The 23,737-nt window shown below is 68.6% G+C and carries 20 protein-coding genes; 3 read left to right on the forward strand and 17 right to left on the reverse strand.

All coding sequences use genetic code 11. The annotated features are described in order from the left end of the window. Positions 1-17: 17 nt before the first annotated feature. The 14 genes from purF to leuC all read right to left on the reverse strand — a co-directional run bounded on the left by purF (position 18) and on the right by leuC (position 16,796). Positions 18-1,547: an amidophosphoribosyltransferase gene (purF, locus tag J0A90_RS03655; RefSeq protein WP_233076474.1), complete on the reverse strand. Its 1,530-nt coding sequence runs from the start codon at positions 1,545-1,547 to the stop codon at positions 18-20. Between the two features lie 28 nt (positions 1,548-1,575). Further along, entirely contained in the window at positions 1,576-2,187 is a 612-nt protein-coding gene (locus tag J0A90_RS03660; RefSeq protein ID WP_207037077.1) for a CvpA family protein, read from the reverse strand. Further along, on the reverse strand, positions 2,187-2,918 hold the full coding sequence (locus tag J0A90_RS03665; RefSeq protein WP_207037075.1) for an SPOR domain-containing protein: 732 nt from the start codon (positions 2,916-2,918) through the stop codon (positions 2,187-2,189). The genes J0A90_RS03660 and J0A90_RS03665 overlap by 1 nt, the downstream gene beginning before the upstream one ends. An 84-nt stretch (positions 2,919-3,002) precedes the next feature. Continuing rightward, the gene (locus tag J0A90_RS03670) at positions 3,003-4,271 is read right to left on the reverse strand and encodes a folylpolyglutamate synthase/dihydrofolate synthase family protein (RefSeq protein WP_207037073.1); all 1,269 of its coding nucleotides are present in this window, start codon (positions 4,269-4,271) and stop codon (positions 3,003-3,005) included. Position 4,272: 1 nt separating this feature from the next. Further along, a complete protein-coding gene (accD, locus tag J0A90_RS03675) occupies positions 4,273-5,202 on the reverse strand; it encodes an acetyl-CoA carboxylase, carboxyltransferase subunit beta (RefSeq protein WP_207037071.1) in 930 nt (309 codons plus the stop codon). Positions 5,203-5,308: 106 nt separating this feature from the next. Continuing rightward, positions 5,309-6,136 carry a tryptophan synthase subunit alpha gene (trpA, locus tag J0A90_RS03680; protein ID WP_207037069.1) on the reverse strand — a complete coding sequence of 276 codons (828 nt, stop codon included), beginning with the start codon at positions 6,134-6,136 and terminating at the stop codon, positions 5,309-5,311. Positions 6,137-6,150: 14 nt separating this feature from the next. Next, on the reverse strand, positions 6,151-7,422 hold the full coding sequence (trpB, locus tag J0A90_RS03685) for a tryptophan synthase subunit beta (protein WP_207037068.1): 1,272 nt from the start codon (positions 7,420-7,422) through the stop codon (positions 6,151-6,153). Next, entirely contained in the window at positions 7,376-8,041 is a 666-nt protein-coding gene (locus J0A90_RS03690) for a phosphoribosylanthranilate isomerase (RefSeq protein ID WP_207037066.1), read from the reverse strand. The genes trpB and J0A90_RS03690 overlap by 47 nt, the downstream gene beginning before the upstream one ends. A gap of 64 nt (positions 8,042-8,105) precedes the next feature. Next, positions 8,106-9,074, reverse strand: a complete 969-nt coding sequence (gene truA, locus J0A90_RS03695) for a tRNA pseudouridine(38-40) synthase TruA (protein ID WP_207037064.1) — start codon at positions 9,072-9,074, stop codon at positions 8,106-8,108. A gap of 23 nt (positions 9,075-9,097) precedes the next feature. Then, positions 9,098-11,986, reverse strand: a complete 2,889-nt coding sequence (locus tag J0A90_RS03700; protein ID WP_207037061.1) for a FimV/HubP family polar landmark protein — start codon at positions 11,984-11,986, stop codon at positions 9,098-9,100. 200 nt (positions 11,987-12,186) lie between these two features. Next, a complete protein-coding gene (gene asd, locus J0A90_RS03705) occupies positions 12,187-13,302 on the reverse strand; it encodes an aspartate-semialdehyde dehydrogenase (protein WP_207037060.1) in 1,116 nt (371 codons plus the stop codon). 223 nt (positions 13,303-13,525) lie between these two features. Further along, the gene (gene leuB / locus J0A90_RS03710; RefSeq protein WP_207037059.1) at positions 13,526-14,605 is read right to left on the reverse strand and encodes a 3-isopropylmalate dehydrogenase; all 1,080 of its coding nucleotides are present in this window, start codon (positions 14,603-14,605) and stop codon (positions 13,526-13,528) included. Between the two features lie 54 nt (positions 14,606-14,659). Beyond that, positions 14,660-15,304: a 3-isopropylmalate dehydratase small subunit gene (leuD, locus tag J0A90_RS03715; protein ID WP_207037058.1), complete on the reverse strand. Its 645-nt coding sequence runs from the start codon at positions 15,302-15,304 to the stop codon at positions 14,660-14,662. Between the two features lie 31 nt (positions 15,305-15,335). Continuing rightward, the gene (leuC, locus tag J0A90_RS03720; RefSeq protein WP_207037057.1) at positions 15,336-16,796 is read right to left on the reverse strand and encodes a 3-isopropylmalate dehydratase large subunit; all 1,461 of its coding nucleotides are present in this window, start codon (positions 16,794-16,796) and stop codon (positions 15,336-15,338) included. Between the two features lie 200 nt (positions 16,797-16,996). Between leuC and J0A90_RS03725 the strand changes: the two genes are divergently transcribed. After that, complete coding sequence (locus tag J0A90_RS03725) at positions 16,997-17,896, forward strand: LysR family transcriptional regulator (protein ID WP_207037056.1); 900 nt, start codon at positions 16,997-16,999, stop codon at positions 17,894-17,896. Between the two features lie 38 nt (positions 17,897-17,934). Then, positions 17,935-19,392: a hypothetical protein gene (locus J0A90_RS03730; RefSeq protein ID WP_207037055.1), complete on the forward strand. Its 1,458-nt coding sequence runs from the start codon at positions 17,935-17,937 to the stop codon at positions 19,390-19,392. 167 nt (positions 19,393-19,559) lie between these two features. Here J0A90_RS03730 and aroC read toward each other — a convergent pair whose 3' ends face one another. Further along, entirely contained in the window at positions 19,560-20,651 is a 1,092-nt protein-coding gene (gene aroC / locus J0A90_RS03735; RefSeq protein ID WP_207037054.1) for a chorismate synthase, read from the reverse strand. Between the two features lie 38 nt (positions 20,652-20,689). After that, the gene (gene prmB / locus J0A90_RS03740; protein WP_207037053.1) at positions 20,690-21,637 is read right to left on the reverse strand and encodes a 50S ribosomal protein L3 N(5)-glutamine methyltransferase; all 948 of its coding nucleotides are present in this window, start codon (positions 21,635-21,637) and stop codon (positions 20,690-20,692) included. A gap of 188 nt (positions 21,638-21,825) precedes the next feature. Here prmB and J0A90_RS03745 point away from each other — a divergent pair, with 188 nt between their 5' ends. Beyond that, positions 21,826-22,422, forward strand: coding sequence for a Smr/MutS family protein (locus J0A90_RS03745; RefSeq protein WP_207037052.1), 597 nt, complete (start codon positions 21,826-21,828; stop codon positions 22,420-22,422). Positions 22,423-22,523: 101 nt separating this feature from the next. Here the strand turns inward: J0A90_RS03745 and J0A90_RS03750 are convergent, their stop codons facing one another. Beyond that, positions 22,524-23,597 carry a patatin-like phospholipase family protein gene (locus J0A90_RS03750; RefSeq protein WP_207037050.1) on the reverse strand — a complete coding sequence of 358 codons (1,074 nt, stop codon included), beginning with the start codon at positions 23,595-23,597 and terminating at the stop codon, positions 22,524-22,526. Positions 23,598-23,737 lie beyond the last annotated feature (140 nt).

The following is a 23,737-nucleotide window of genomic DNA, read 5'->3' on the forward strand; positions in this document are numbered from 1 at the left end:
TGGCGGGGCGCACCGGTTCAGTCGTCCGAGCTGTCGTTGTGCAGGTCGACCACCGCATTGACACGCTCGCGGCTCTCCTTGGCCGCATCGCTGCGAGCGGCCTCGAGCGCGGCGAGATAGGCCTGGTCGATATCGCCGGTGACGTAGCTGCCGTCGAACACCGAGCAGTCGAAGTCGTCGAGGGCCGGGTTGACCTCGCGGCAGGCCGCCTTGAGATCCTCCAGATCCTGATAGATCAGGCGGTCGGCGCCGATCAGCTCACCCACCTCGGCGTCGCTGCGGCCATGGGCGATCAGCTCGGAGGCCACCGGCATGTCGATGCCGTAGACGTTGGGGTAGCGCACCGCGGGGGCGGCAGAGGCGAAGTAGACCTTGTTGGCGCCGGCGTCCCGAGCCATCTGGATGATCTGCTTGCAGGTGGTGCCGCGCACGATCGAGTCGTCCACCAGCAGCACGTTCTTGCCGGCGAACTCGCTGCCGATGGCGTTGAGCTTCTGGCGCACCGACTTCTTGCGCTGGGTCTGCCCCGGCATGATGAAGGTACGGCCGATGTAGTGGTTCTTCATGAACCCTTCCCGGAAGGTCACCCCGATGTGCTGCGCAAGCTCCAGCGCGGTAGTGCGCGAGGTGTCGGGGATCGGGATCACCACGTCGATGTCGTGCTCCGGCCATTCGCGCTGGATACGGTCGCCGAGCTTGCGCCCCATCTGCATACGAGTGCCGTAGACGTAGGCACCGTCGAGCTTGGAATCCGGGCGCGCCAGATAGACGTGCTCGAAGATGCACGAGGTCAGCCGGGGGCGATCGGCGCACTGCTGGGTGTGCACATTCTTGTGCATGTCGACGAAGATCGCCTCGCCCGGTGCCAGATCGCGCACCAGCTCGAAGCCGCTGACATCCAGCGCCACCGACTCGGAGGCGATCATCACCTCCTGACCCGGGCGCCCTTCGGCGTCGACGCCCTCGCGGGTGCCGTAGACCACCGGGCGGATACCGTGGGGGTCGCGGAAGGCGACCAGCCCGAAGCCGCTGATGATGGCGACCGCGGCGTAGCCGCCGCGGCAGCGCCGATGCACCCGGCGCACCGCATCGAAGATATCCTCGGGGGTGAGGTAGAGCCCCTGCTTGCCCAGCTCGTGGGCGAACACGTTGAGCAGCACCTCGGAGTCGGAACTGGTGTTGATGTGGCGCAGATCGGAGGAGAACAGCTCCTGCTTGAGCTGGTCGGAGTTGGTCAGGTTGCCGTTGTGCGCCAGGGTGATGCCGTAGGGCGAGTTGACGTAGAACGGCTGCGACTCCGCCTCGCTCGCCGAGCCCGCCGTGGGATAGCGCACGTGGCCGATCCCCAGATTGCCCTGGAGACGCTTCATGTGGCGAGTGTGGAAGACATCCCGCACCAGCCCGTTGTTCTTGCGCAGCAGAAACCGACCGTCATCCCAGGTCATCATGCCGGCGGCGTCCTGTCCGCGGTGTTGTAAAACCGTCAGCGCGTCATAGATCGACTGATTGACCGCTTCATTGGCCATGAGGCCCACGATACCGCACATGCCGCCTTACCTCGCTTGATTGCGCCCCTCAGGGCGCCGGTTGCGCGGCCGGCGCGCCACCCGGAGGTGGCACGGCGCGGCCGCTCTGCTCGACTGTCGAAGTCGTCGTACCGGGCAGCGTCAGTGGCAGACGCCGCATGGCGTCCTCCGCCTGCGACGCATCCACGTTCCAGCCCTCGAGCTGAACCACCGCCCAGGCCCGCAGCGATTCGAACGCCGGGCGCAGCTGGGCCTGCTGCCAGGCGCTCAGCTGAGCCAGAGGGGTCAGCCCGATCACCACGGTGGCGATCACCAGGATCGCCGCCCCCCGGGCCAGGCCGAAGCAGGCCCCGGCGACCCGGTTGAAAAAACCCATCCCGACCCACTCGATCGCCGCGTTGAGCAGGCGGATGACGAAGCCACACACCATCACCACGACGAAGATCACCAGGACGAAGCCGAGGACCAGGCGCGCGTCCGGGTGTGAGATGTAGGGTTCGAGCATCTCCCCCAGCGGCTGGGCGAAGACCCGCGCCGCGAGCAGTGCAACGATCCACGCCCCCAGGCCCAGCGCCTCGCGTACCAGGCCGCGCATGAAACCTGCCAGCATCGAGATCGTCAATACCAGCAGGAAGGCGTAGTCGAGCCAGGTGAGAGTCATCAGCTACCCGGTTTGCGAATCAAGAGTCCCGACAGGTTGGCGGACTGCTTGAGTTCGGCGCGCGCCTTCTCGCCCGCCTCCGAGGAGGCGAAGGGCCCGACGTAGACCGAGGTCAGGTTGTTGTCGCGCGGCTGCGAATAGGCGGCGAAGCCCTGCGCCTTGAGCTTGGCCGCGAGCCGCGTGGCATTGTCCTTCTGGCCGAAACTGCCGACCTGCACCACCCAGCCGCCATCCTTGCTGGCGGCAGTGCGCGCAGGCGTGCTGGGCGCCGGTTCGGGCTTGGCCGGGGCCGGCTTGGCGGCCGGCGCCTGGCGCTCGGCCGGCTGGCTGGTGTCCGACTGCGCCAGCTCGGCGATCGGGTCGGTGCGCGGCTGGGTCGCCTGCGAGCCACCGCCCGTGGTGGCCGCGCCGCTGCCGCCGCTCTGGCCGGTGTCCGCCGACTGCCCGAAGCTGTCGTCGTCGCCTCCGCCTAGCTGGGCACGGGTATCGGGCTCGGGCACCGCGCCGGTGTCGCCGCTGCTGTCGCGCTGAGCCACCGAAGCGGGTGGCTGCGGGGCCTCGATGATGCGCTGGCGCGCCTCTCCCCCATCCACCGGCTGCTCGATCACCATCACCGGCTCCGGGCCCTGCTGACGCGGCTCGGGGTCGTCGAACAGCATCGGCACGAAGATCGCGCCCAGCGCCACCAGAATGACCGCACCACTGATCCGTTCACGCCATCCGTACTTCATGAGACCTCCTCAAGCGGGCCTGTTCGAACCCCGGTCATCCATTGGCCGGGGCGATGAAAAATGCCGATCCGGTACACCGCGCCCTCAGTCGACCGCCGTCAGCGCGCCGAGGGCTTCGGCCACGGTCAGGAAGGAGCCGCATACCAGCACCTCCTCGTCGGCGTCGAGCCGCTCACGCAGCCACGCTACGCCGGCCGCCGGCGAGTCGCAACGGGCCAGCAGCGGCGCCCCGGCGGCCTCGATCGCCTCCCCCAGCTTGGCCGCCGAGCGCCCGCGCGGGCCGTCGAGCCCGACCGCGACCCAGGCGTCGACCGCCGGGCCGAGCGCCGCGATCAGCGCTTCGGCGTCCTTGTCGCCGAGCACGCCGAGCAGCCCGATGCGCCGCGTCGGTCGCGGGCGCGCCGCCAACCGCTCGGCCACATAGGCCGCCGCGTGGGGGTTGTGCGCCACATCGAGACACCAGTTGCCCAGCCACTGTAGACGCCCGGGCAGCGATACCGTGGCGAGCGCTTCGCGCACGGCATCGCCCAGCGCGGTGACGCCGAGCAGCGTCAGTACCTGCAGCGCCACCGCGGCATTGTCCAGCGGCAGGCCCGGGTCGGGCAAGCTATCGAACTCATAGCGCTGGCCCTCGGCGTCACTGCCCTGCCACTGCCAGCCGCCATCGCGTGCCTCGGGCGCGAACGCCTGGCCCAGCCAGTAGGCCGGCGCTGCCAGCGCCTCGAGGCGCGCCGAGACGCTGGCGGGGAGCTGGCGACTGCCGAGCACCGCCGGGCGCCCCTGACGCAGGATGCCGGCCTTCTCGAAGCCGATCCCCTCGAGATCGTCACCCAGGAAGTCGGCGTGGTCGTGGGCGATGGTGGTGATCACCGCGATATCGGGGTCGACCACATTGACCGCGTCGAGGCGCCCGCCCAGCCCGACCTCCAGGATCGCCAGCTGCGGCTGGCGCTCGGCGATCGCCCACAGCGCCGCCAGGGTGCCGGCCTCGAAGTAGGTGAGACTCACCGCCTCACCCGCCAGGCGTGCGGCCTCGACCCGCTCGAAGCCCGCGACCAGCAGCGTATCATCGGCCGGCTCGCCGTCGAGACGCAGGCGCTCGTTGTAGCGCAGCAGATGGGGAGAGGTGTAGCAGGCGGTGGAGAGGCCGTGGCACGCTGCAAGGCGTTCGAGCAGCGCCACCGTCGAGCCCTTGCCGTTGGTGCCGGCCACGGTGACCACCTGCCCCGCCAAAGGCCGCTCGTTCAGCCCCAGGCGCGCCGCCACCTCAGCGACCCGTTCGAGGCCGAGTTCGATGGCGACGGGATGCTGGCGCTCGAGTCGCGCCAGCCATGCATCCAGCGCCGCGGACATCTCAGCGCGACGCCTGGGAGGCGTCGGCCCCGTCCGGCAGCGGCGAGAAGTCCGCCCCGGCCTCATCACCCAGCGACGGCTGGTGGGTCAGGATACGCAGCACGTTGCCCAGCCGCGCCCGCAGCTCGGGGCGCGCGACGATCATGTCGACGGTGCCGTGCTCGAGCAGGAACTCGCTGCGCTGGAACCCTTCCGGCAGCTTCTCGCGCACGGTCTGCTCGATCACCCGCGGGCCGGCGAAGCCGATCAGCGCATTGGGTTCGGCTACGTTGAGATCACCGAGCATCGCCAGCGACGCCGAGACACCGCCGAACACCGGATCGGTCAGCACCGAGATATAGGGCACCCCGGCCTGCTTGAGCTTCTCCAGCGCGGCGGACGTCTTGGCCATCTGCATCAGCGAGAACAGCGCCTCCTGCATGCGCGCGCCGCCGGAAGCGGCGAAGCACACCAGCGGGATCTCCTGTTCCAGCGCCAGGCTCGCCGCGCGCACGAACTTCTCGCCGACGATCGCGCCCATGGAACCGCCCATGAACGAGAACTCGAACGCCACCGCGACCACCGGCAGGCCGTCGAGGGTGCCGCGCATGGCGATCAGGGCGTCGTTCTCGTCGGTCTCCTTCTGCGCCGCCGAGAGGCGATCCTTGTACTTCTTCGAATCGCGGAACTTGAGCCGGTCGCTCGGCTGCAGGTCGGCGGCGATCTCCTCGCGCCCTTCGGCATCGAGGAACCAGTTGAGCCGCTTGCGTGCCGTGAGTCGCAGGTGGTGCTGGCACTTGGGGCAGACGTTCTGGTGTTTCTCCAGCTCGGGGAGATAGAGCACCGAATCGCAACTCGGGCACTTGCGCCACAGGCCGTCGGGCACGCTGGCGCGGCGGTCGTTACGCTGGGTGCGGCTCATCGACGGGACGATCTTGTCTAGCCAGCTCATGTCGGGAGAGATTCCATCAGTTTAAGGAAACGGGTCCGCGCCGGCGGTCAGCCACACGCCGGCGCGACACGGAAAGCGCAGATGATACCAGAATGCCCTGCGCAGCTCAGGCGCGCGCGTCGCGATCCAGCGCCTCGCGCATCTCGCCGAGGATCTCGCGCAGCGCCTGCGGGATCGTCTCGGGGGTATCGGCGCGCTCGGCGATACGTCCGACCAGGGCGCTGCCGACGATGACCCCGTCGGCCACGCGACCGATGGCCGCCGCAGTGGCGCCGTCACGGATGCCGAAGCCGACGCACAGCGGCAGCTCGGTGAGCGCACGCAGGCTCGCCAGCTGCGATCCCACAGCCTCGGCATCGAGGGTCGCCGCGCCGGTGACGCCCTTGAGCGACACATAGTAGAGATAGCCCTGGCCGTGGTGACAGATCGTCGTCGCGCGCTGCTCGGAGGTGGTCGGCGCGAGCAGGAAGATCGACTGCAGACCGTGGTCGGCGAACAGCGCCGCGTTGTCGCCCATCTCCTCCGGCGGCATGTCGACCGCGAGCACGCCGTCGACGCCGGCATCCCGAGCCTGACGCGCGAAGGCCGCATAGCCCATGCGCTCGATCGGGTTGAGGTAGCCCATCAGCACCACCGGGGTCTCGCTATCGCGTTCACGGAACGCCGCCACCATCTCCAGCACGTGGCTCAGCCGGGTGCCGTGGACGAGCGCGCGCTCGCACGCCTTCTGGATCACCGGGCCGTCGGCCATGGGGTCGGAGAACGGTACGCCCAGCTCGATCACATCGGCGCCCGCCTCGACGCAGGCGTGCATGAAATCGACGGTGTGCGCCGGGGCCGGGTCACCGGCGGTGATATAGGGAATCAGCGCCTTGCGCCCCGCTGCCTTGAGCGCGGCGAAGCGCCGGTCGATACGATTCGCGTGTTGGTTCATGTCGGTCCCCGCCGTCAGAATTCGATGCCGTCGATCTTGGCCACGGTATGGATGTCCTTGTCACCGCGCCCGGAGAGGTTGACCACGATGTGCTTGTCCTGCGGCAGGCTGGCGGCCAGCTTCTTGGCGTGGGCCAGCGCGTGGGCCGACTCCAGCGCCGGCATGATGCCCTCGACCCGGGTCAGCTCACGGAAGGCGGCGAGCACCTCGTGGTCGTCGGCGGCAACGTATTCGACCCGCCCGACATCCTTCCACAGCGCGTGCTCCGGGCCCACGCCGGGGTAGTCCAGACCCGCCGAGACCGAGTGGGTATCGGCGATCTGACCGCCCTCGTCGGACATCAGATAGGTGCGGTTGCCGTGCAGCACGCCGCGCGGCGCGTTGGCGGTCAGCGGCGCAGCGTGGCGGCCGGTGGCGAGGCCATCGCCGCCGGCTTCGACGCCGTACATGGCAACCTCCTCGTCCTCGACGAAGGGATAGAACAGGCCCATGGCGTTGGAGCCGCCGCCGACGCAGGCGACCAGCGCATCCGGCAAGCGCCCGATCTGCTCCAGCGACTGGCGCCGCGCTTCGCGACCGGCCACGGCGTTGAAGTCACGCACCAGCATCGGATACGGATGCGGACCCGCCACGGTGCCGATGATGTAGAAGGTGTTGTCGACGTTGGTGACCCAGTCGCGCAGGGCCTCGTTCATGGCGTCCTTGAGCGTGCGCGAGCCGGACTCCACCGGCACCACCTTGGCCCCGAGCAGGCGCATGCGGTAGACGTTGAGCTTCTGACGCTCCACGTCCTCCGCGCCCATGTAGACCTCGCACTCGAGCCCCAGACGCGCGGCCACGGTGGCGGTGGCGACACCGTGCTGGCCGGCACCGGTCTCGGCGATCACCCGCGGCTTGCCCGAGCGCTTGGCCAGCAGCGCCTGGCCGATGGTGTTGTTCACCTTGTGCGCGCCGGTATGGTTGAGATCCTCGCGCTTGAGCCAGATCTGGGCACCGCCGATCTCGCGCGACCAGCGCTCGGCATGATAGAGCGGCGACGGCCGGCCCACGTAGTGGGTCAGGTCACGGTCGAACTCGGCCTGGAAGTCGGGGTCGTGCTTGAGGCTCGCATAGATCTTGTCGAGCTCTTCCAGCGCGAAACTCAGCGTCTCGGAGACGAAACGCCCGCCGTAAGGGCCGAAGTGGCCGCTCGCATCGGGCAGTTGCGTCAGGTCAGAAAATCGGCTCACGAGTGGACCCTCATGGTGTCGCTGCGTGGATGATGGTCGCGCCGGCGGCGCGGACATGCTGGCAGAAGGCTTGCATGCGCTCGGCATCCTTGATGCCGTGGCACGCTGCGCCGGTATTCGAGCGCGCCTCGACGCCACCGGAAACGTCGACCGCATAGGGCGCGACGCGGGCGATGGCGGTGGCGACGTTGTCCGGCGTCAGACCACCGGCAAGGATAACAGGTTTGCCCAGATCACCGGGAATGCGCGACCAGTCGAAGGTCTCGCCGGTGCCCCCCGGCACCCCGGGGCGGTAGGCGTCGAGTAGCAGCGCGCCGGCGCCGGCATAGCGCTGGGCAGCTCGCCTCAGATCGAGGTCGTCGCGCATGCGCAGCGCCTTGATCCAGGGCTTGGCGAAGCGCGCGCAAAAACCCGGCGACTCATCGCCATGGAACTGCAGCAGGTCGAGATAAGGCAGTGCCGCCTCGACGCTGGCCGCGTCGGCATCGACGAACAGCCCCACCCGGGTGACGAAGGGCGCCACCTCGGCGCTGAGCGCGGCCAGCCGCGAGGCATCGATGGCACGGGCACTGCCCGCCCACAGTACGAAGCCCAGAGCGTCGGCGCCGCAGGCCACGGCGGCGTGGATATCCTCGCGCCGAGTCATGCCGCAGATCTTGATTCTCACCTGACTCATGGGGTCGTCTCTTCTGGGACATGGCACGCCGCGTGGCCGGCGTGGTGGCTGTCGGCCGCGCTCTTCACGAGGCAGACTCGGCTGCACGAGCATCGGGATGGGTATCGACCACGTTCCCCTCGGCGTCGATCCACTTCGGCCATACCCGCCGCCGGCGCATCAGCGGCGTGTCGGGAATCAGGTCGCGGTCGCCGGTCCAGTCGCCGCGGAACGCCAGCATCTGCGGGCCCAGCGGCTCCTCGGGCAGGGCGAAGCGCTCGTCGAAGCGCACATCGACGAAGTGCAGCCCGCAGGCCGGCGCGGTGACGTTGCCCAGGGTGCGGTCCTTGAGCGCCAGCAGCTCGGCGGGATAGGACTCGGGCTGTTCGCCGCGCCCCACCGCCACCAGCACCCCGGCGATATTGCGGATCATATGGTGCAGGAAGGCGTTGGCCTGCACATCGATCACCACCAGGGTGCCGTAGCGACACACCTCGATGGCATGCAGATGGCGGATCGGCGTCTTCGACTGGCAACCCGCCGCGCGGTAGCTGGAGAAGTCGTGCTCGCCCACCAGCACCTGGGCGGCCCGATGCATGCGCTCGGCATCCAGCGGCTCGCGACACCAGGTGGCGTGGTGGCGCTCCATCACCGGGCGTGTCGGCTGATTGAGGATGACGTAGCGATAGCGCCGGGCCAGCGCCGAGAAACGGGCATGGAAATCATCGCTCACCGGCACCAGCCAGCGTACCGCGATATCTCGTGGCAGGGTGGCGTTGGCGCCGAACAGCCACGCTTTCTGGGTACGCGGCGTGGGCGCGTCGAAGTGCACGATCTGGCGCGTGGCATGCACGCCGCTGTCGGTGCGGCCACTGCACAGCACCTTGACCGGCGCCGCGGCGATCCGCGACAGCGCGGCCTCCAGGGTGCCCTGAACCGACTCGGCGTGGCTCAGCCGCTGCCAGCCGCAGTAGCGGGTGCCGTCATACTCCACGCCGAGGGCCAGGCGGCCGCTCAGCGCCTGGGTATCGTCCTGCCGGGTAAAAAACGCCATCGAGACCTGCAACGCGGGAAAACTTAGGGCCGACCATTATCCCGATGCACCGGCTCGAATTCCACCTCCTCGACCTCCCAGCCGACGGGTATTCCACGCTGCAGCGAGGTATCCCCCGGGGCAACGCGATGTCGGGGCGTCTCCTTTTCGCTCGACGAGTGTCCGGGCACGGTATGTTCCCCGGACGTAATACCGGGAGATGTCTTGTCGGGAGATGTCGTGTCGGAAGACCTATTGGCGGAAGACGAGTTTCCAGAGGACGTGCTCTCGAACGACGCGCTCTCGGAGAACGTATTGTGCGTAGACGTCTCCCCGGCGGCCGGGCTTGCAGGTGCGCTGCCGCGAGCGAATACGCCGTCGGGGGCGGCCGTACCACTCGGTGAAGGCACCTCGGCGGGCGCCGGCTCCCCCAGCGGACGCCAGGTTTGCGCATCGAGATCGAGCGGTGGCAGCTCGATCTCGGGAGAGTCGTCACGCGTCGGAGCGGATGGCGTCGGTGTCGCCTCATCGAACTCCAGCGTCGGCGGCTGGTAGTCGATACGCCACGCCTGCGGCGCCAGGTCATCGCCCAGGGCCAGCGCCGCGCTATCTCGCGCAGCGGGCAGAGGATTCTCGCCGCGCTCGGCAGCAGATCGATCTGCCGTGACTGGCGATCCCGCCCCCAGCGTTTCCGTGGACACCTCGAAGTCGTGCGGCAGGGGTTCGAGTGCCAGCGTCGGCGCGGCATCGCCCGGCGGCTCGCTATCTTCTGCGCCGCAGCCCTCAGAGCCAGATGGCGCCGACACGCTACCGGTGGACGCCGAATCGGAGGAAGGCGTCTTCTCGGGCGCGGATGGCACGTCAGGCGCAGGCGTGGTGTCGGACAAGGACGGCGCTTCAGATAAGGACGGCGCTTCCGGCGAGGCCACGGTGTCGGGCGGTGATGATTGAGGCAGGGGTGACTGGGGCAAGGGCGACGTCTCGCCCCCCAGCGCAGCGTCGAACAGCGCATCTACATCCTCGACCCGCGCCAGCGAGAGCGCTTCCTCGTCCTCCGCCAGCAGATTGGCCGCGGCAGTGTCGGCTGCCGCGGCCTGCGCGTGATCGGTGGCCACCGCCCAGCTCTCATCGATATGGCGGGCACGGTAGTCGGCGGCCAGCGCTTCCGCGGTGCGCCGCTGCTCGCGGCTGGCGCTGTCGTCGAACTCGGCCAGCACCTGCTCCATGGCCTCGATCTCATGCAGCTCGCCGAGCGCGCGAATCAGGCTCAGCCGATGGCGCGGATCCTGCTCCAGCCGCGGTTCGAGCCACTCGCGGGCAGCGGCAAAGCGGCCATAGGCGATATAGATATCCGCCTGACTGATCGCCGCGGCGCCCGTCTCGGTCTCGGCGGTGTCCCGCTGCGCGCCGCGGCGCTTCCCGCCGCGCTTGATGCACGCCAGCAACTTACCCGGCACCCGGCGGCGGAGTTCGCCCGAGGTTTCGACGTGCGTCTCGGGCGGGTGGCCTTGCACCTCGGCCTCGCCAGTGTGCGCTGCCTGGACGCGGGCGCGGCGACGCTGCCACAGCAGGGCCCACAGCAGGCCGAGTATCGCCAGCGCGCCGAGCAGCGGCGCCCAGGACACGACACGCTGCCATAGGCTCGTTGCGGCCGCGCTGGCGTTCGGCGCCGGGGACACGGGAGACGTCGAGGATGCCGACGGGGTCAACGGTGTGGACTTGGCCAGCGATGTCGCCGCCGCAGACGATGAGGCGACATCCTCAGCCGCCGCCTCGCCAGCCGTTGGCGTCGACCCCGACGCCGCGCCGCCATCATTCGCGGTAGACGCCTCGGTGGCTGTCCCAGCCGAAGTCGATGACGTCGAGGTCGAGGTCGAGGTCGATGAGGTCGGCGTCGATGAAGCCGGGGCCGAGGAAGCCGAGGCATCGCCGCTCGATCCCGCCAACCCCTTGGCCGCCACCATGGCCGCCTCGCCCACGTCAGCACTCGCGTCGCGCGCCAGCGCCTCGCCCGCCTCGAGCGGCGTGGCGCGTGCGGCGAGCGTCGCCCGCAGCTGATCACGCTGGCGCTGAAGATCGGCGATGGTCGCCTGCTGCCGCTGGGTCTGCTGGGTCAGCGCGGCGACCTGGCGCGCCAGCGCCTCAGTGTCATCCGATCCTGGCGCCCGCGCCGGACGCTGCTGCCCCACCCTCTCAGACCCTGCCGGCGATCCGGGGTCCATGTCGGTCGCCGCCTCACGCAGCGCGCGAAGCGCCTGCGGGGCCTGATCGGCCAGCGCCGCGACCGTGTCCGCCGGCGGCACGTCGAGACGCACGCCGGCACGCAGGCGGTCGAGATTCCCGTCCACAAAGGCACCGCGATTGGCGCGATAGAGCGCCAGCATGGCCGCCTCAAGGGAGACACCCCGATGCGGCGGCAACGCGGCCGCCAGGGTCGAGAGCGTGGCACCGGGCGCGACCGTCAGCGTCTGCGGCCAAGCGGCGGCGCGACTCCCCGCAGACGAAGCGCCGGCAGCCGCCGGCGGCGGCCGTGTCGCGGCATAGTCGGGAGGGTCGAAAAGCAGCGACACGTCGCGCTGCCACTGCCCTTGGGGCCAGCTCACGGTCAGCAGCAGATCGAGGTAGGGTTCGCGCACGCGCTGGTCACTGTCGAGCACAATGGCGAGCCCGCCATCACGCTTCACGACCCGCGCGCTGATGCCATCGCCGAGAGCGTCCGGCGTCAGCCCGGCACGCCGGTAGGCCGCCGCGTCGGCCAGCGTCACCGTTACCTGGGCGGGCTCCAGCTTGGCGCTCGCGGTCAGCGGCAGCACCGCATGCAGCGGCCGATTGAGCGGTGATACCGTCAGCGGCTCCCCGATGCCCAGGGCGTGTACTCGAGTAGCCAGCAGCAGCCCGCAACCGCCGATGAAGAGCGTGACCCATGACCGCATGCTGTCTCCGCCTGCACGATGGTTTCAAAGAGAAGTGTTCGCCTGCATGATCGGCCAGCGCCACACAATCTTTAACATCGCGTTACGCGAAAACAACGCAACCCGCCAACCCAGATTCTCCTGCGCGCGAACGCAAGAGCCCCACCGGCGCGGGCGCCGGCGGGGCTCTTGGGTCGGCTGACGCGTGTCAGCGCATCGGTTCAGGCGTGTTCGCGCACGATCCGCAGCATGCGCTTGAGCGGCTCGGCAGCCCCCCACAGCAGCTGGTCGCCGACGCTGAAGGCGGTCAGATACTCGCCGCCCATGGCGAGCTTGCGCAGGCGCCCCACCGGGATGGTCAGCGTGCCGCTGATCGCCGCCGGCGTAAGCTGCTCGATGGTCTGGTCCTTGTCATTGGGCACGACCTTGACCCACTCGTTGTGCTTGGCCAGACGGTCTTCAATCTCGTCGAGCGGTACGTCCTGGCGCAGCTTGATGGTGAACGCCTGGCTGTGCGAACGCATGGCGCCGATCCGCACGCAGAGGCCGTCGATCGGAATCGGCTGACTGCCGGTGGCGAGGATCTTGTTGGTCTCCACGCCGCCCTTCCACTCTTCCTTGCTCTGCCCGTTCTCCATCGCCTTGTCGATCCACGGCAGCAGGCTGCCGGCGAGCGGCGCGCCGAAGTTGTCGGTGGGGAAGGCGCTGCTGCGCAGGGTCGCGGTGACCTCGCGGTCGATGTCCAGAATCGCGCTGGAGGGGGTCGCCAGCTCCTGGGCCACGGCACCGTTGAGCGCCCCCATCTGGGCCAGCAGCTCGCGCATGTGCTTGGCGCCGGAGCCGGAGGCCGCCTGATAGGTCATGGAGGTCATCCACTCGACCATATTGGCTTCGAACAGCCCGCCCAGCCCCATCAGCATCAGGCTGACGGTACAGTTGCCACCGACGAAGGTGCGGGTGCCCTTGGCCAGTTGGGCGTCGATCACGTGGCGGTTGACCGGATCGAGCACGATGACCGAATCGTCGGCCATGCGCAGGGTGCTGGCGGCGTCGATCCAGTAGCCCTTCCAGCCCGCTTGGCGCAGCGGCTGGTAGACGGCGGTGGTGTAGTCACCGCCCTGGCAGGTCACGATCACGTCCATCGCCTTGAGTTCGGCGATATCGTTGGCGTCCTTGAGTGCCGGCACGTCCATGCCGATGTCCGGCCCCGGCTGCCCGGTCTGGGAGGTGGAGAAGAACACCGGCTCGAGACCGGCGAAATCGTTGTCATCCAGCATGCGCTGCATCAGCACGGAACCGACCATACCGCGCCAGCCGACGAATCCGACTTTCAACATAGATTGGTTACCCCGAAGGCGGAGGGAGCCACGACCGACCACGGCGGTTATTCCCCGGCCGGCACGGCTCCGCTTCCATGAACGTCTGCCATGACGCGCGTCACGGCCCCCCTCAAAAGAGTCTCAGTCTAGCAGCCCGCCGGGCTCGGCGCCGATCCGCCGCAGGCGCCAAGCGCCTGAAGGCGACGACCGTGCCTGCGCGCGGGCCGCAGGCGCGGTGGCATCAAGCGTTGGCGAACGCGGCCACCACGGCATCACCCATCTCCACGGTGGAGACCTGGCGGGTACCGGGATAGGCGATGTCGGCGGTGCGCAGGCCGGCATCCAGCACCTGCCCCACCGCGCGCTCGATGCGCTCGGCCAGCGCGCTCTCGCCGAGCGAGTAGCGCAGCATCATCGCCACCGACAGAATCGTCGCCAGCGGATTGGCCAGCCCTTGACCGGCGATGTCCGGCGCGCTGCCGTGGCACGGCTCGTACATGCCCTGCTGGCGCTCGTTGAGCGACGCCGAGGGCAGCATGCCGATGGAGCCGGTGAGCATCGCCGCGGCGTCGGAGAGAATGTCGCCGAACATGTTGCCGGTGACCACCACGTCGAACTGCTTGGGCGCGCGCACCAGCTGCATGGCGGCGTTGTCGACGTACATGTGCGACAGCTCGACGTCGGGATACTCGCGTGCCAAGCGGTTCATCACCTCACGCCACAGAATGGTGACCTCGAGCACGTTGGCCTTGTCCACCGAGCAGAGCTTGCCGCCGCGCTTGTGCGCCATCTCGAAGGCGACCCGGCCGATGCGCTCGATCTCCGACTCCGAGTAGACGTAGGTGTTATAGCCCACGCGCTCGCCGTTGCGCGTCTCGATGCCCCGCGGCTGACCGAAGTAGATCCCCCCGGTCAGCTCGCGCACGATCATGATGTCGAGCCCGGAGACCACCTCGGGCTTCAGCGTCGAGGCCTCGGCCAGCTGCGGGTAGAGCAGCGCCGGGCGCAGATTGGCGAACAGGTTGAGGTTCTTGCGCAGCCCCAGCAGGCCCTTTTCGGGACGCTTGGAGAGATCTTCCAGCGTATCCCACTTGGGCCCACCCACTGCGCCCAGCAGAATAGCGTCGGCGGCCTTGGCCTTGGCCAGGGTCGACTCGGGCAGCGGATGCCCTTCGGCGTCGTAACCCGCGCCACCGACCAGCCCCTCATCGAGCTCGGCATCGAGCCCGGCAGCCCGGCAGGCGTCGAGCACCTTGACCGCTTCGGCGGTGATTTCCGGCCCGATACCGTCACCGGGCAATACCAGAATCTTCTTGCTCATGCGTAATCCTTGAAAACCCGCCTGGAGAGCGGTGTCGATGCGGGTGTCAGTCAATCAAGCGTCGCGAAACAGCCACGGCTGCGCCTGGCGATGACGCTGTTCGAAGTCGCGGATCGACCCCGCCTGTTCCAGCGTCAGACCGATGTCGTCGAGCCCTTCCAACAGGCAGTGCTTGCGGAACGGATCGACCTCGAAGGTGATCGTTTCGCCGCTCGGCGTGGTCAGCTGCTGGCGTTCGAGATCGACGTCGAGGCGATAGCCTTCGCTTGCTTCGGTCTCCTGAAACAGGCGCTCGACGGTCTCCTCGTCGAGGGTGATCAGCAGGATGCCGTTCTTGAACGAGTTGTTGTAGAAGATATCGGCGAAGCTGGGCGCGATCACCACGCGGAAGCCGAAGTCGTCCAGGGCCCAGGGGGCGTGCTCACGCGAGCTGCCGCAGCCGAAGTTGCGCCGCGCCAGCAGCACCTGGGCACCGCGGTAGCGTGGCTGGTTGAGAACGAAATCGGGGTTGAGCGGACGGCTGGAGACGTCCTGGCCCGGATAGCCCTCGTCGAGATAGCGCAGCTCGTCGAACAGGTTGGGGCCGAAGCCGGTACGCTTGATCGACTTCAGGAACTGCTTGGGAATGATCAGGTCGGTATCGACGTTGGCCCGATCGAGCGGCGCCACCAGTCCCTGCAAGTGTTCGAATTTCTTCATCGTCGTCACTCCTCGTGATTGGGGCCGGGTCTCAGGCGCTGAGCGCGTCGTCACGATCCCGCGCGCTGCCGGGGTCGTAATCGCGCACGTCGACGAAGTGCCCTTCGATGGCGGCAGCGGCGGCCATCGCCGGGCTCACCAGATGGGTGCGCCCGCCGTAGCCCTGGCGCCCCTCGAAGTTGCGGTTCGAGGTCGAGGCGCAGCGCTCGCCGGCGCCCAGCTTGTCGGCGTTCATCGCCAGGCACATGGAGCAGCCCGGCTCGCGCCACTCGAAGCCGGCCTCGATGAAGATCTTGTCGAGCCCCTCGGCTTCGGCCAGACGCTTCACCAGACCGGAGCCCGGCACCACCATGGCGAGCTGGACGTTGTCGGCGACCTTGCGCCCCTTGGCCACCTTGGCCGCTTCGCGCAGATCCTCGATACGCGAGTTGGTACAGGAGCCGATGAACACCTTGTCGAGGCGGATATCGGTGATCTTCTGGCCCGCCTCGAGCCCCATGTACTCGAGCGCGCGCTGCATGCCTCGCGCCACCGTCTCGTCGTCGGCGGTGGCCGGGTCGGGCACCTCGGCGGAGACGTTGACCACCATCTCCGGGCTGGTGCCCCAGGTCACCTGCGGCTCGATGGCGGCGGCGTCGAGCTCGACCACCTTGTCGAAATGGGCGTCGGCGTCGGAGACCAGCTCACGCCATGCCGCGACCGCCGCCGGCCACTGCTCGGCGCTGGGGGCGAAGGGGCGCCCTCGCAGGTACTCGATGGTGTGGTCATCCACCGCCACCAGGCCGACCCGGGCACCGGCCTCGATCGCCATGTTGCAGATGGTCATGCGGCCTTCCATCGACAGCTCGCGAATCGCACTGCCGGCGAACTCGATGGCGTAGCCGGTACCGCCGGCGGTGCCGATACGGCCGATGATCGCCAGCACGATATCCTTGGCGGTAACGCCGAGCCCCAGCTGGCCCTCGACGCGCACCTGCATGTTCTTCATCTTCTGCGCGATCAGGCACTGGGTGGCGAGCACGTGCTCGACCTCGGAGGTGCCGATACCGTGGGAGAGCGCGGCGAAGGCGCCGTGGGTGGCGGTGTGCGAGTCGCCGCAGACCACGGTCATGCCGGGGAGCGTGGCGCCCTGCTCCGGCCCAACCACGTGGACGATGCCCTGACGCTCGTCATTGATGCGGAACTCCTCGATATCGAAGCTCTCGCAGTTGGCATCCAGGGTCTCGACCTGGATGCGCGAGACGTCATCGACGATCCCGGCGTTGCCGGCGCTGCGCTCCTTGGTCGTGGTCGGCACGTTGTGGTCCGGCGTGGCCAGGTTGGCGTCACGGCGCCACGGCTTGCGCCCGGCCAGACGCAGCCCCTCGAACGCCTGCGGCGAGGTGACCTCGTGCAGCAGATGACGGTCGATGTAGATCAACGCCGAGCCGTCGTCGCGGCTGGTCACCAGATGCTGCGCCCACAGCTTGTCGTAGAGCGTTTGGCCTGCCATGTCTCGATCTCCTCCGTCGCCCGTCTCGACGCGGTTGCGCGACGCTGTCGGTATGCCGCGAGCGACCCGGCCACGGGCCGCTCGGGGTTGGGAGAGCCAAGATACGCCCGAGCCATGCATAAAAGCAATTCATCTTGATTATGCTTTGAATTCCACACCAGAATAGATGCATTCACCAGCCGCATCGCGAGGGCCACACCATGGACACCCAGAGCCTGCAGGCCTTCATCGCCGTTGCCGACACCGCCTCTTTCTCGCTGGCCGGCGAGCGTCTGCACCTGACCCAGCCGGCGATCAGCAAGCGCATCGCCGCGCTCGAGGCGCAGACCGACGCCAAGCTGTTCGACCGTATCAATCGCCGCGTCAGCCTCACCGAGGCCGGCCGCCTGCTGCTGCCGCAGGCGCGCCGGATCCTGCAGCTGGTCGAGGAGAGCCGGCGCCAGCTGCACGACCTCAGCGGGCAGGTCGCCGGCAGTCTGACCCTGGCCACCAGCCACCATGTCGGTCTGCACCGCCTGCCGCCGGTGCTCAAGGCCTACACCCGGCGCTACCCGGGGGTCGATCTCGATCTGCGCTTCCTCGACTCCGAGCAGGCCTATCAGGGCGTGGTCTCGGGGGCGATCGAACTGGCGGTGGTGACCCTGGCACCACGCCCCAACCCGCAGGTGGAGTCGGTACCGGTATGGACCGACCACCTGCGCTTCGTCGCCGCCCCCGAGCACCCGCTGGCCGGGGCCGGTCGCGTCTCGCTCGGCGAGTTGGCCAGCCATCCGGCGGTGCTGCCCGGCCCGCTCACCTTCACCCGTGACATCGTGGTCGATGCCTTCTCCCAAGCCGGCCTCGCGATCAGCGTGGCGCTCTCCACCAACTATCTGGAGACGCTCAAGATGATGGCGGGCATCGGGCTGGGCTGGAGCGTGCTGCCGGAAAGCATGATCGACGCCGAGGTGACAGTGCTGGCCGTCGACCACCCGCCGCTGGTGCGCCGTCTGGGCTATCTGGTGCATCGCGAACGCACCCTCTCCAACGCCGGCCGCGCCATGCTCGCCCAGCTCGAGGCGGCGCGCCCCGACCTCGCCGAGGCGCCCGATCACACCTAAGCTTCAGCGGACCGAGCGAGACACGAGGAGCACACGACATGGCCGCGTCAGCGTCATCCGCGCCCCGCAGCGGCGTGCGAGAGCCGGAGCAGGCAAGCCGTGATGACAGCGCGAGCGAGCGCGAATCCAGCCGCCCGCCGCAGCGCCTGGGCCTGATCCCGGCCCCGGAGCTGCCCGAGCGTATCGCCGCCGGGCTGGCCGAGGAGCTGCCGACGCTGCTCGCGCGCCATACCGACGACCGCCACGCCTGGCGGGTCGAGTGCGTCACCGACCCGCTGATCGGTGCCGACGGCACCGGTGCCGAGTTGATCCAACAGGCCGCCAGGCTCAAGCGCGAGCACGGCTGGGACTACGCGCTATGCATCACCGATCTGCCGCTGTTCCGTGACGGCCGGCTGGTCGTGGCCGAGGCCAGTGAGGCGTGCGGGGTGGCGGTGATCTCGCAGCCGGCCCTGGGCGCCTCGCCGCTGCACGACCGGCTGCGCGAAGCCACGCTGCACCTGATCAACGAGATGCACCACGGCAGCGACCCCGACGATCGCGAGCGCCAGCAGGCGCACGTCGACCGCAGCCGCCGCACGCGCCGCGCCCACGGCATCCGCAACGCCAGCGCGCGCCAGCTGATGGGCTCGCGCCTCGCCGAGTGGCTGACGCCGATCCGCCGGATCACCCCGGACGACCAGGCGGGCGACGAGAAACGGCCACAGGCGCGCGAAACGGATCAACCCGAGATCGACGTGCGCTTCGTCTCCGCCGCCCCCTTACGCGGCCATCTACGCCTGCTGGCGGGCATGGTGCGCGCCAATCGGCCATGGACCATTGTGCCCGCCTTCCGGCGTATCGTGGCGGTGGCCTTCGCCACCGGCGCCTACGGGCTGATCTTCCCTACCCTGTGGCGCCTCAGCGCCGCCTACGAAGGCTACCGCTTCGTGCTGCTGATGGTCGCCGCGATCACCGCCATGGTGATCTGGCTGATTCTCGATCACGGCCTGTGGGAGCCCCAGCGCTATACCGGCTCGCCGCATCTGACCCGGCTCTACAACCTGACCACGCTGCTGACGCTGCTGCTGGGGGTGGGCTGCTACTACGCCATTCTCTTCGCGCTGTTTCTGGTGGCGGTGATCCTGTTCGTCCCCGCCAGCCTGCTCGAAGCCACGGTCGAGTCCTCCATCAGCTGGTGGAACTTCCCTGCGCTGGCGTGGCTGGCGACCTCGGTGGCCACCGTGGCCGGCGCCCTGGGCTCGAGCCTGGAGAGCGACGAGACCATCCGCGGCGCCACCTACGGCTACCGCCAGCAGCTACGTCAGCGCAAGGTCAAGGCGCGTCAGCAGCAGGCGCAGGAGGAAGGCCACCAAGGCAGCGACCGCGATGGCGAGGAAACAACGGGCACGGAAGAGAACCGCGGCCGCGGGAGTGAAGCGCCCGAGGAAGAGCGCGGGGGTGGTGAAGACGCGGGTCGCAGGCGCGATCGTCGCGAGACGCAGGGCGGCGAGTGATCGCCGCCCCGACCGTGTCCAGCGCCTAGGTGCTGTCTGAAAAGTCGACGAGCGAAGGCCAGGCAAGGCGAAAATCGGCGAAAGCGCGGAGTTTACGCGGTGTAAATGAGCATTTTGAGCCGATTTTTAACGCCGCATGGGCGAGCGCAGTACTTTTCAGACAGTGCCTAGAGTTGGCCCAGACGCGGGGTACCTACCCGCACATCGGCATTCTGACCCCGGTGGCGCAGCCAGTGATCCATCAGCGTCAGCGCCATCATCGCCTCGGCGATCGGCGTGGCGCGAATCCCCACGCAGGGGTCGTGACGCCCCTTGGTGATCACCTCCACCGGCGCGCCGTCGACATCGATCGAGCGCCCCGGCTGGGTAATGCTGGAGGTCGGCTTGAGCGCCAGGTGCGCCACCAGCGGCTGGCCGGTGGAGATACCGCCGAGCACGCCGCCGGCGTGATTGGAGAGAAACCCCTCCGGGGTCATCTCGTCACGGTGCTCGCTGCCGCGGCTGGCGACCACACCGAAACCGTCGCCGATCTCGACCCCCTTGACCGCATTGATGCCCATCAGGGCGTGGGCCAGGTCAGCGTCCAGGCGGTCGAAGACCGGCTCGCCCAACCCCACCGGCAAGCCTTCGGCAACCACCGTGATCTTGGCACCGACGCTGTCCTGGTCGCGACGCAACTGATCCATGTACGCCTCGAGCTCGGGCACCTTGTCCGGATCGGGGCAGAAGAACGGGTTGTCGTCGACGCCTTCCCAGCCCTTGAACGCGATCTCGATCGGGCCGAGCTGACTCATGTAGCCGCGCACGCGCACGCCCTGCTGCGCCAGCCAGGCCTTGGCGATGGCCCCGGCGGCCACGCGCATCGCGGTCTCGCGGGCGCTGGAGCGGCCACCACCACGATAGTCGCGGATGCCGTACTTGTGGTGATAGGTGTAGTCGGCATGCGCGGGGCGGAACTGCGCCTGGATCTTGGAGTAGTCCTTGGAGCGCTGATCGGTGTTCTCGATCGCCAGCCCGATCGGGGTGCCGGTGGTGCGCCCCTCGAACACCCCGGAGAGGATCTTCACCTGGTCCGGCTCGCGCCGCTGGGTGGTGTGGCGCGACGAGCCCGGACGCCGCCGGTCGAGATCGCGCTGCAGATCGACCTCGCTGAGTGCGAGCCCCGGCGGGCAGCCATCGACGATGGCGCCCAGCGCCGGGCCGTGACTCTCACCGAAGGTGGTGACGGTGAACAGTTTGCCGAAGGTGTTGCCGGACATGCGGGTTCCTCGGAGAAAAGGGAGCGAAAGCGAATCGATCAGGAGGCGGCGAACTGGGCCGCGTGGGCGTCGAGGGTCTCGGCGTCGAGCACGAAGACACCCTCACCGCCGCGCTCGAAGTCGAGCCACAGGAACGGCACCTCGGGGAAGGCGGCCTCGAGGTGGCGCTGGGAGTTGCCGACCTCGACCACCAGGATGCCGTCGTCGCTGAGATAGCCACGCGCTTCGCGCAGGATGCGACGCACGATATCCAGGCCGTCGCTGCCCGCGCCCAGCGCCAGGTCCGGCTCGTGGCGGTACTCCGCCGGCATCGCCGCGAGGTCACGGCTGTCGACGTAGGGCGGGTTGCTGACGATCAGATCGTAAGTCTGACCGGCGACGCCCTCGAACAGGTCGGAGGCCACCGCGCGCACCCGGCGGCCCACGTCGTGACGCACGATATTGGCCTTGGCCACCGCCAGGGCGTCGGGGCTGATGTCGGCCAGATCCACCGCACAGGTGGGTAAAGTCAGCGCCGTGGCGATGCCAATGCAGCCGGAGCCGGTGCACAGGTCAAGCACCCGCGCCGGCGGCGTGGCTTCGAACCAGGGCGCAAAGCCCGCCTCGATCAGCTCGGCGATGGGCGAGCGCGGAATCAGCACGCGTTCGTCGACCTCGAACGGGTAGCCGGCGAAGAACGCCTCCCCCAGCAGATAGGGCAATGGCCGACGGGTCTCGATACGCTGCCGTGCCAGGCCCACGATGCGTTCGCGCTCTACACCGAGCAGGCGCGCGTCGAGCACCGCCGGGTCGGCATCCCACGGCAGGTGCAGCGCCCCGAGCACCAGCGCCACCGATTCGTCCCAGGCGCTGTCGGTGCCGTGGCCGAAGTGCAGGCGGTGGGCGAGAAACTCACTGGTGGCCCAGCGCAGGCAGTCGCGAACGCTGATCAGCTCGCTGGCGAGGGCGTGATCGGTGAGCGTCAGGGTGGTCGCCGGGCTGGACATGGGTCGGGCTCGCAAATGGCTGAAAAACGGACGACGATTGTACCCGCAAGGGTCGGCGCTTCACAGCCGGGCATGCGTCCGCGATGACAATCCTTTACCCTTGCGCCCGCGGCGCGAACGCGCCCGGTGCGGCCCGATGGCAACCTCCGGCCGGCATCGACCGAGATGGCAGACAGAGGTAGAACGGCATGACGCAGATTTCCGGCGACGATCCCTCAGGTGGTGACGACGCCGATCTCGGCGCCTTTCGTCAGGCGCTTGAGGCGGCCGGCGTGAAGAAGCTCGAGATCAATCGCGCCGATACCGGACGCCGCCGCCGGCACGCGCTCAACGCCACGGCACGCCGTGAGGCCGCCGAACAGGCGCCACCGCAGGCGCTCTCCACCCTCTCCGATGGCGGCGTCGAGGCGGTCACCCCGCATCAGTCGCTGGCCTTCGCGATTCCCGACCTGCCGCCACGCACCTTCGCCCAGCTCAAGCGCGGACGTATTCCGTGGGAGGGCGGGCTCGATCTGCACGGCTATACCCTCGACGAGGCGCGCCTGGAGCTGGAGTCGTTCATCGACGACGCCATCGCCAACCGCCTGCGCTGCGTGCTGGTGGTCCACGGCAAGGCGCGCGGCACCAGCGCCGGGGGCGCCGCCTATCCGGTGATCAAGAGCCACGTCAACACTTGGCTCAAAAACTGGTCACGGGTGCTCGCCTTCTGCTCCGCCAGCGAGATAGACGGCGGCACCGGCGCGCTCTACGTGCTGCTGCGCACCCGCGGCGGCGAGCCCGAGTGAGACCAGGCGTTCACGCCTGGTGTTCACTTCTGGTGTTCACGTCTGGCCCTCGCTCAAGGCATTCACTTCTGACATTCACTTCCAGGGCTCACTCCTGGCACTCACTCCTGACGTTTGGGCGATGACAGCGGCAACGGCATCTCCGTGCGCGAGCCACCGCTGCTGAGCGGATGCCGGCGCGCATTGACCGGCTCGCCGCTGGCGCGGGTCTGATCGCGCTGCGCCTCGTGGCGATCCAGCGCCTGGGCGGCGAGATAACGGCCGAGCTCGATCAGCGCTTCGGCACGGTGGAATTCATAGGCCCCGCAAACGCTCTTGGGCACCTCGATCAGCACGTCCGGCGGGTAGCCTGCGATCTTGTACTTGGCCAGGGCCGCCTGGGTGATATCGAATGACGCCAACATCATGTCGAGTTTGCTCCAGGCGCGCTCGGTCTGGCTCGACCAGGTATCGCCGGCGCTCTCCTCCTCGTCGCTGAAGGAGGAGATCATGCCCTGGACACGGTTGCGCACGCCCCCCAGCCAGCCGCTGAAACTCTTGCCCGCGGCCTCGCGCTCGCGCTCACGCTGCTCCTCCTCGGCGGCGCGCTCGGCCGGCAGCAGCGCCTCCAGGCTGATCGGCCGTGGGGTCTGTGCGGTGGCGTTGACCGCGAGCACGATATCCGCCGCCACCGAGACCGTGGGGATGATCGGCAGCGGGTTGAGCAGCCCACCATCAACCAGCACCTGGCCGTGCTCCTGCACCGGAGTGATGATCCCGGGGACGGCGATGGAGGCTCGGATCGCGCGCAGCAGCGAGCCGCTCTGGAACCATACCTCGCGCTGGCGCGTAAGATCGGTGGCCACCGCGGTGAACGGCAGCGGTAGCGCTTCTATCTGGATATCGCCGACCAGCGACTTGAGCTTGGTCATCACCTTGCCGGCGCGCATCGCGCCCATCGCACTCCAGGTGATGTCGACCAGCCGCAGCACGTCGAAGTAGTCGAGCTGACACACCCAGTCGCGGTAGCCCTCGAGCTGGCCGGCGGCGTGAATGCCGCCGATCAGCGCGCCCATCGAACAGCCGGAGATCGAGACGATCTCGTAGCCGCGCGCCTCGAGCTCTTCGATCACGCCGATGTGGGCGTAACCGCGGGCACCGCCGCTGCCCAGCACCAGTGACACGCGTGGTTTCATCGTCCGTCTCTCCTGGCTGTCGCCTGTACGTCTGTCTCTATGGTGGCAGCGCTCGCTGCGGATGCCCGCCTGCGCCCTGCCTTCCTGATCACTATTCTGCCGTTCTGACCGCTGCCCTGCCGTTCCGAACGCTGCTATGC

This window comes from Salinicola sp. DM10 (genome assembly GCF_017306975.2).
Lineage (GTDB): Bacteria > Pseudomonadota > Gammaproteobacteria > Pseudomonadales > Halomonadaceae > Salinicola.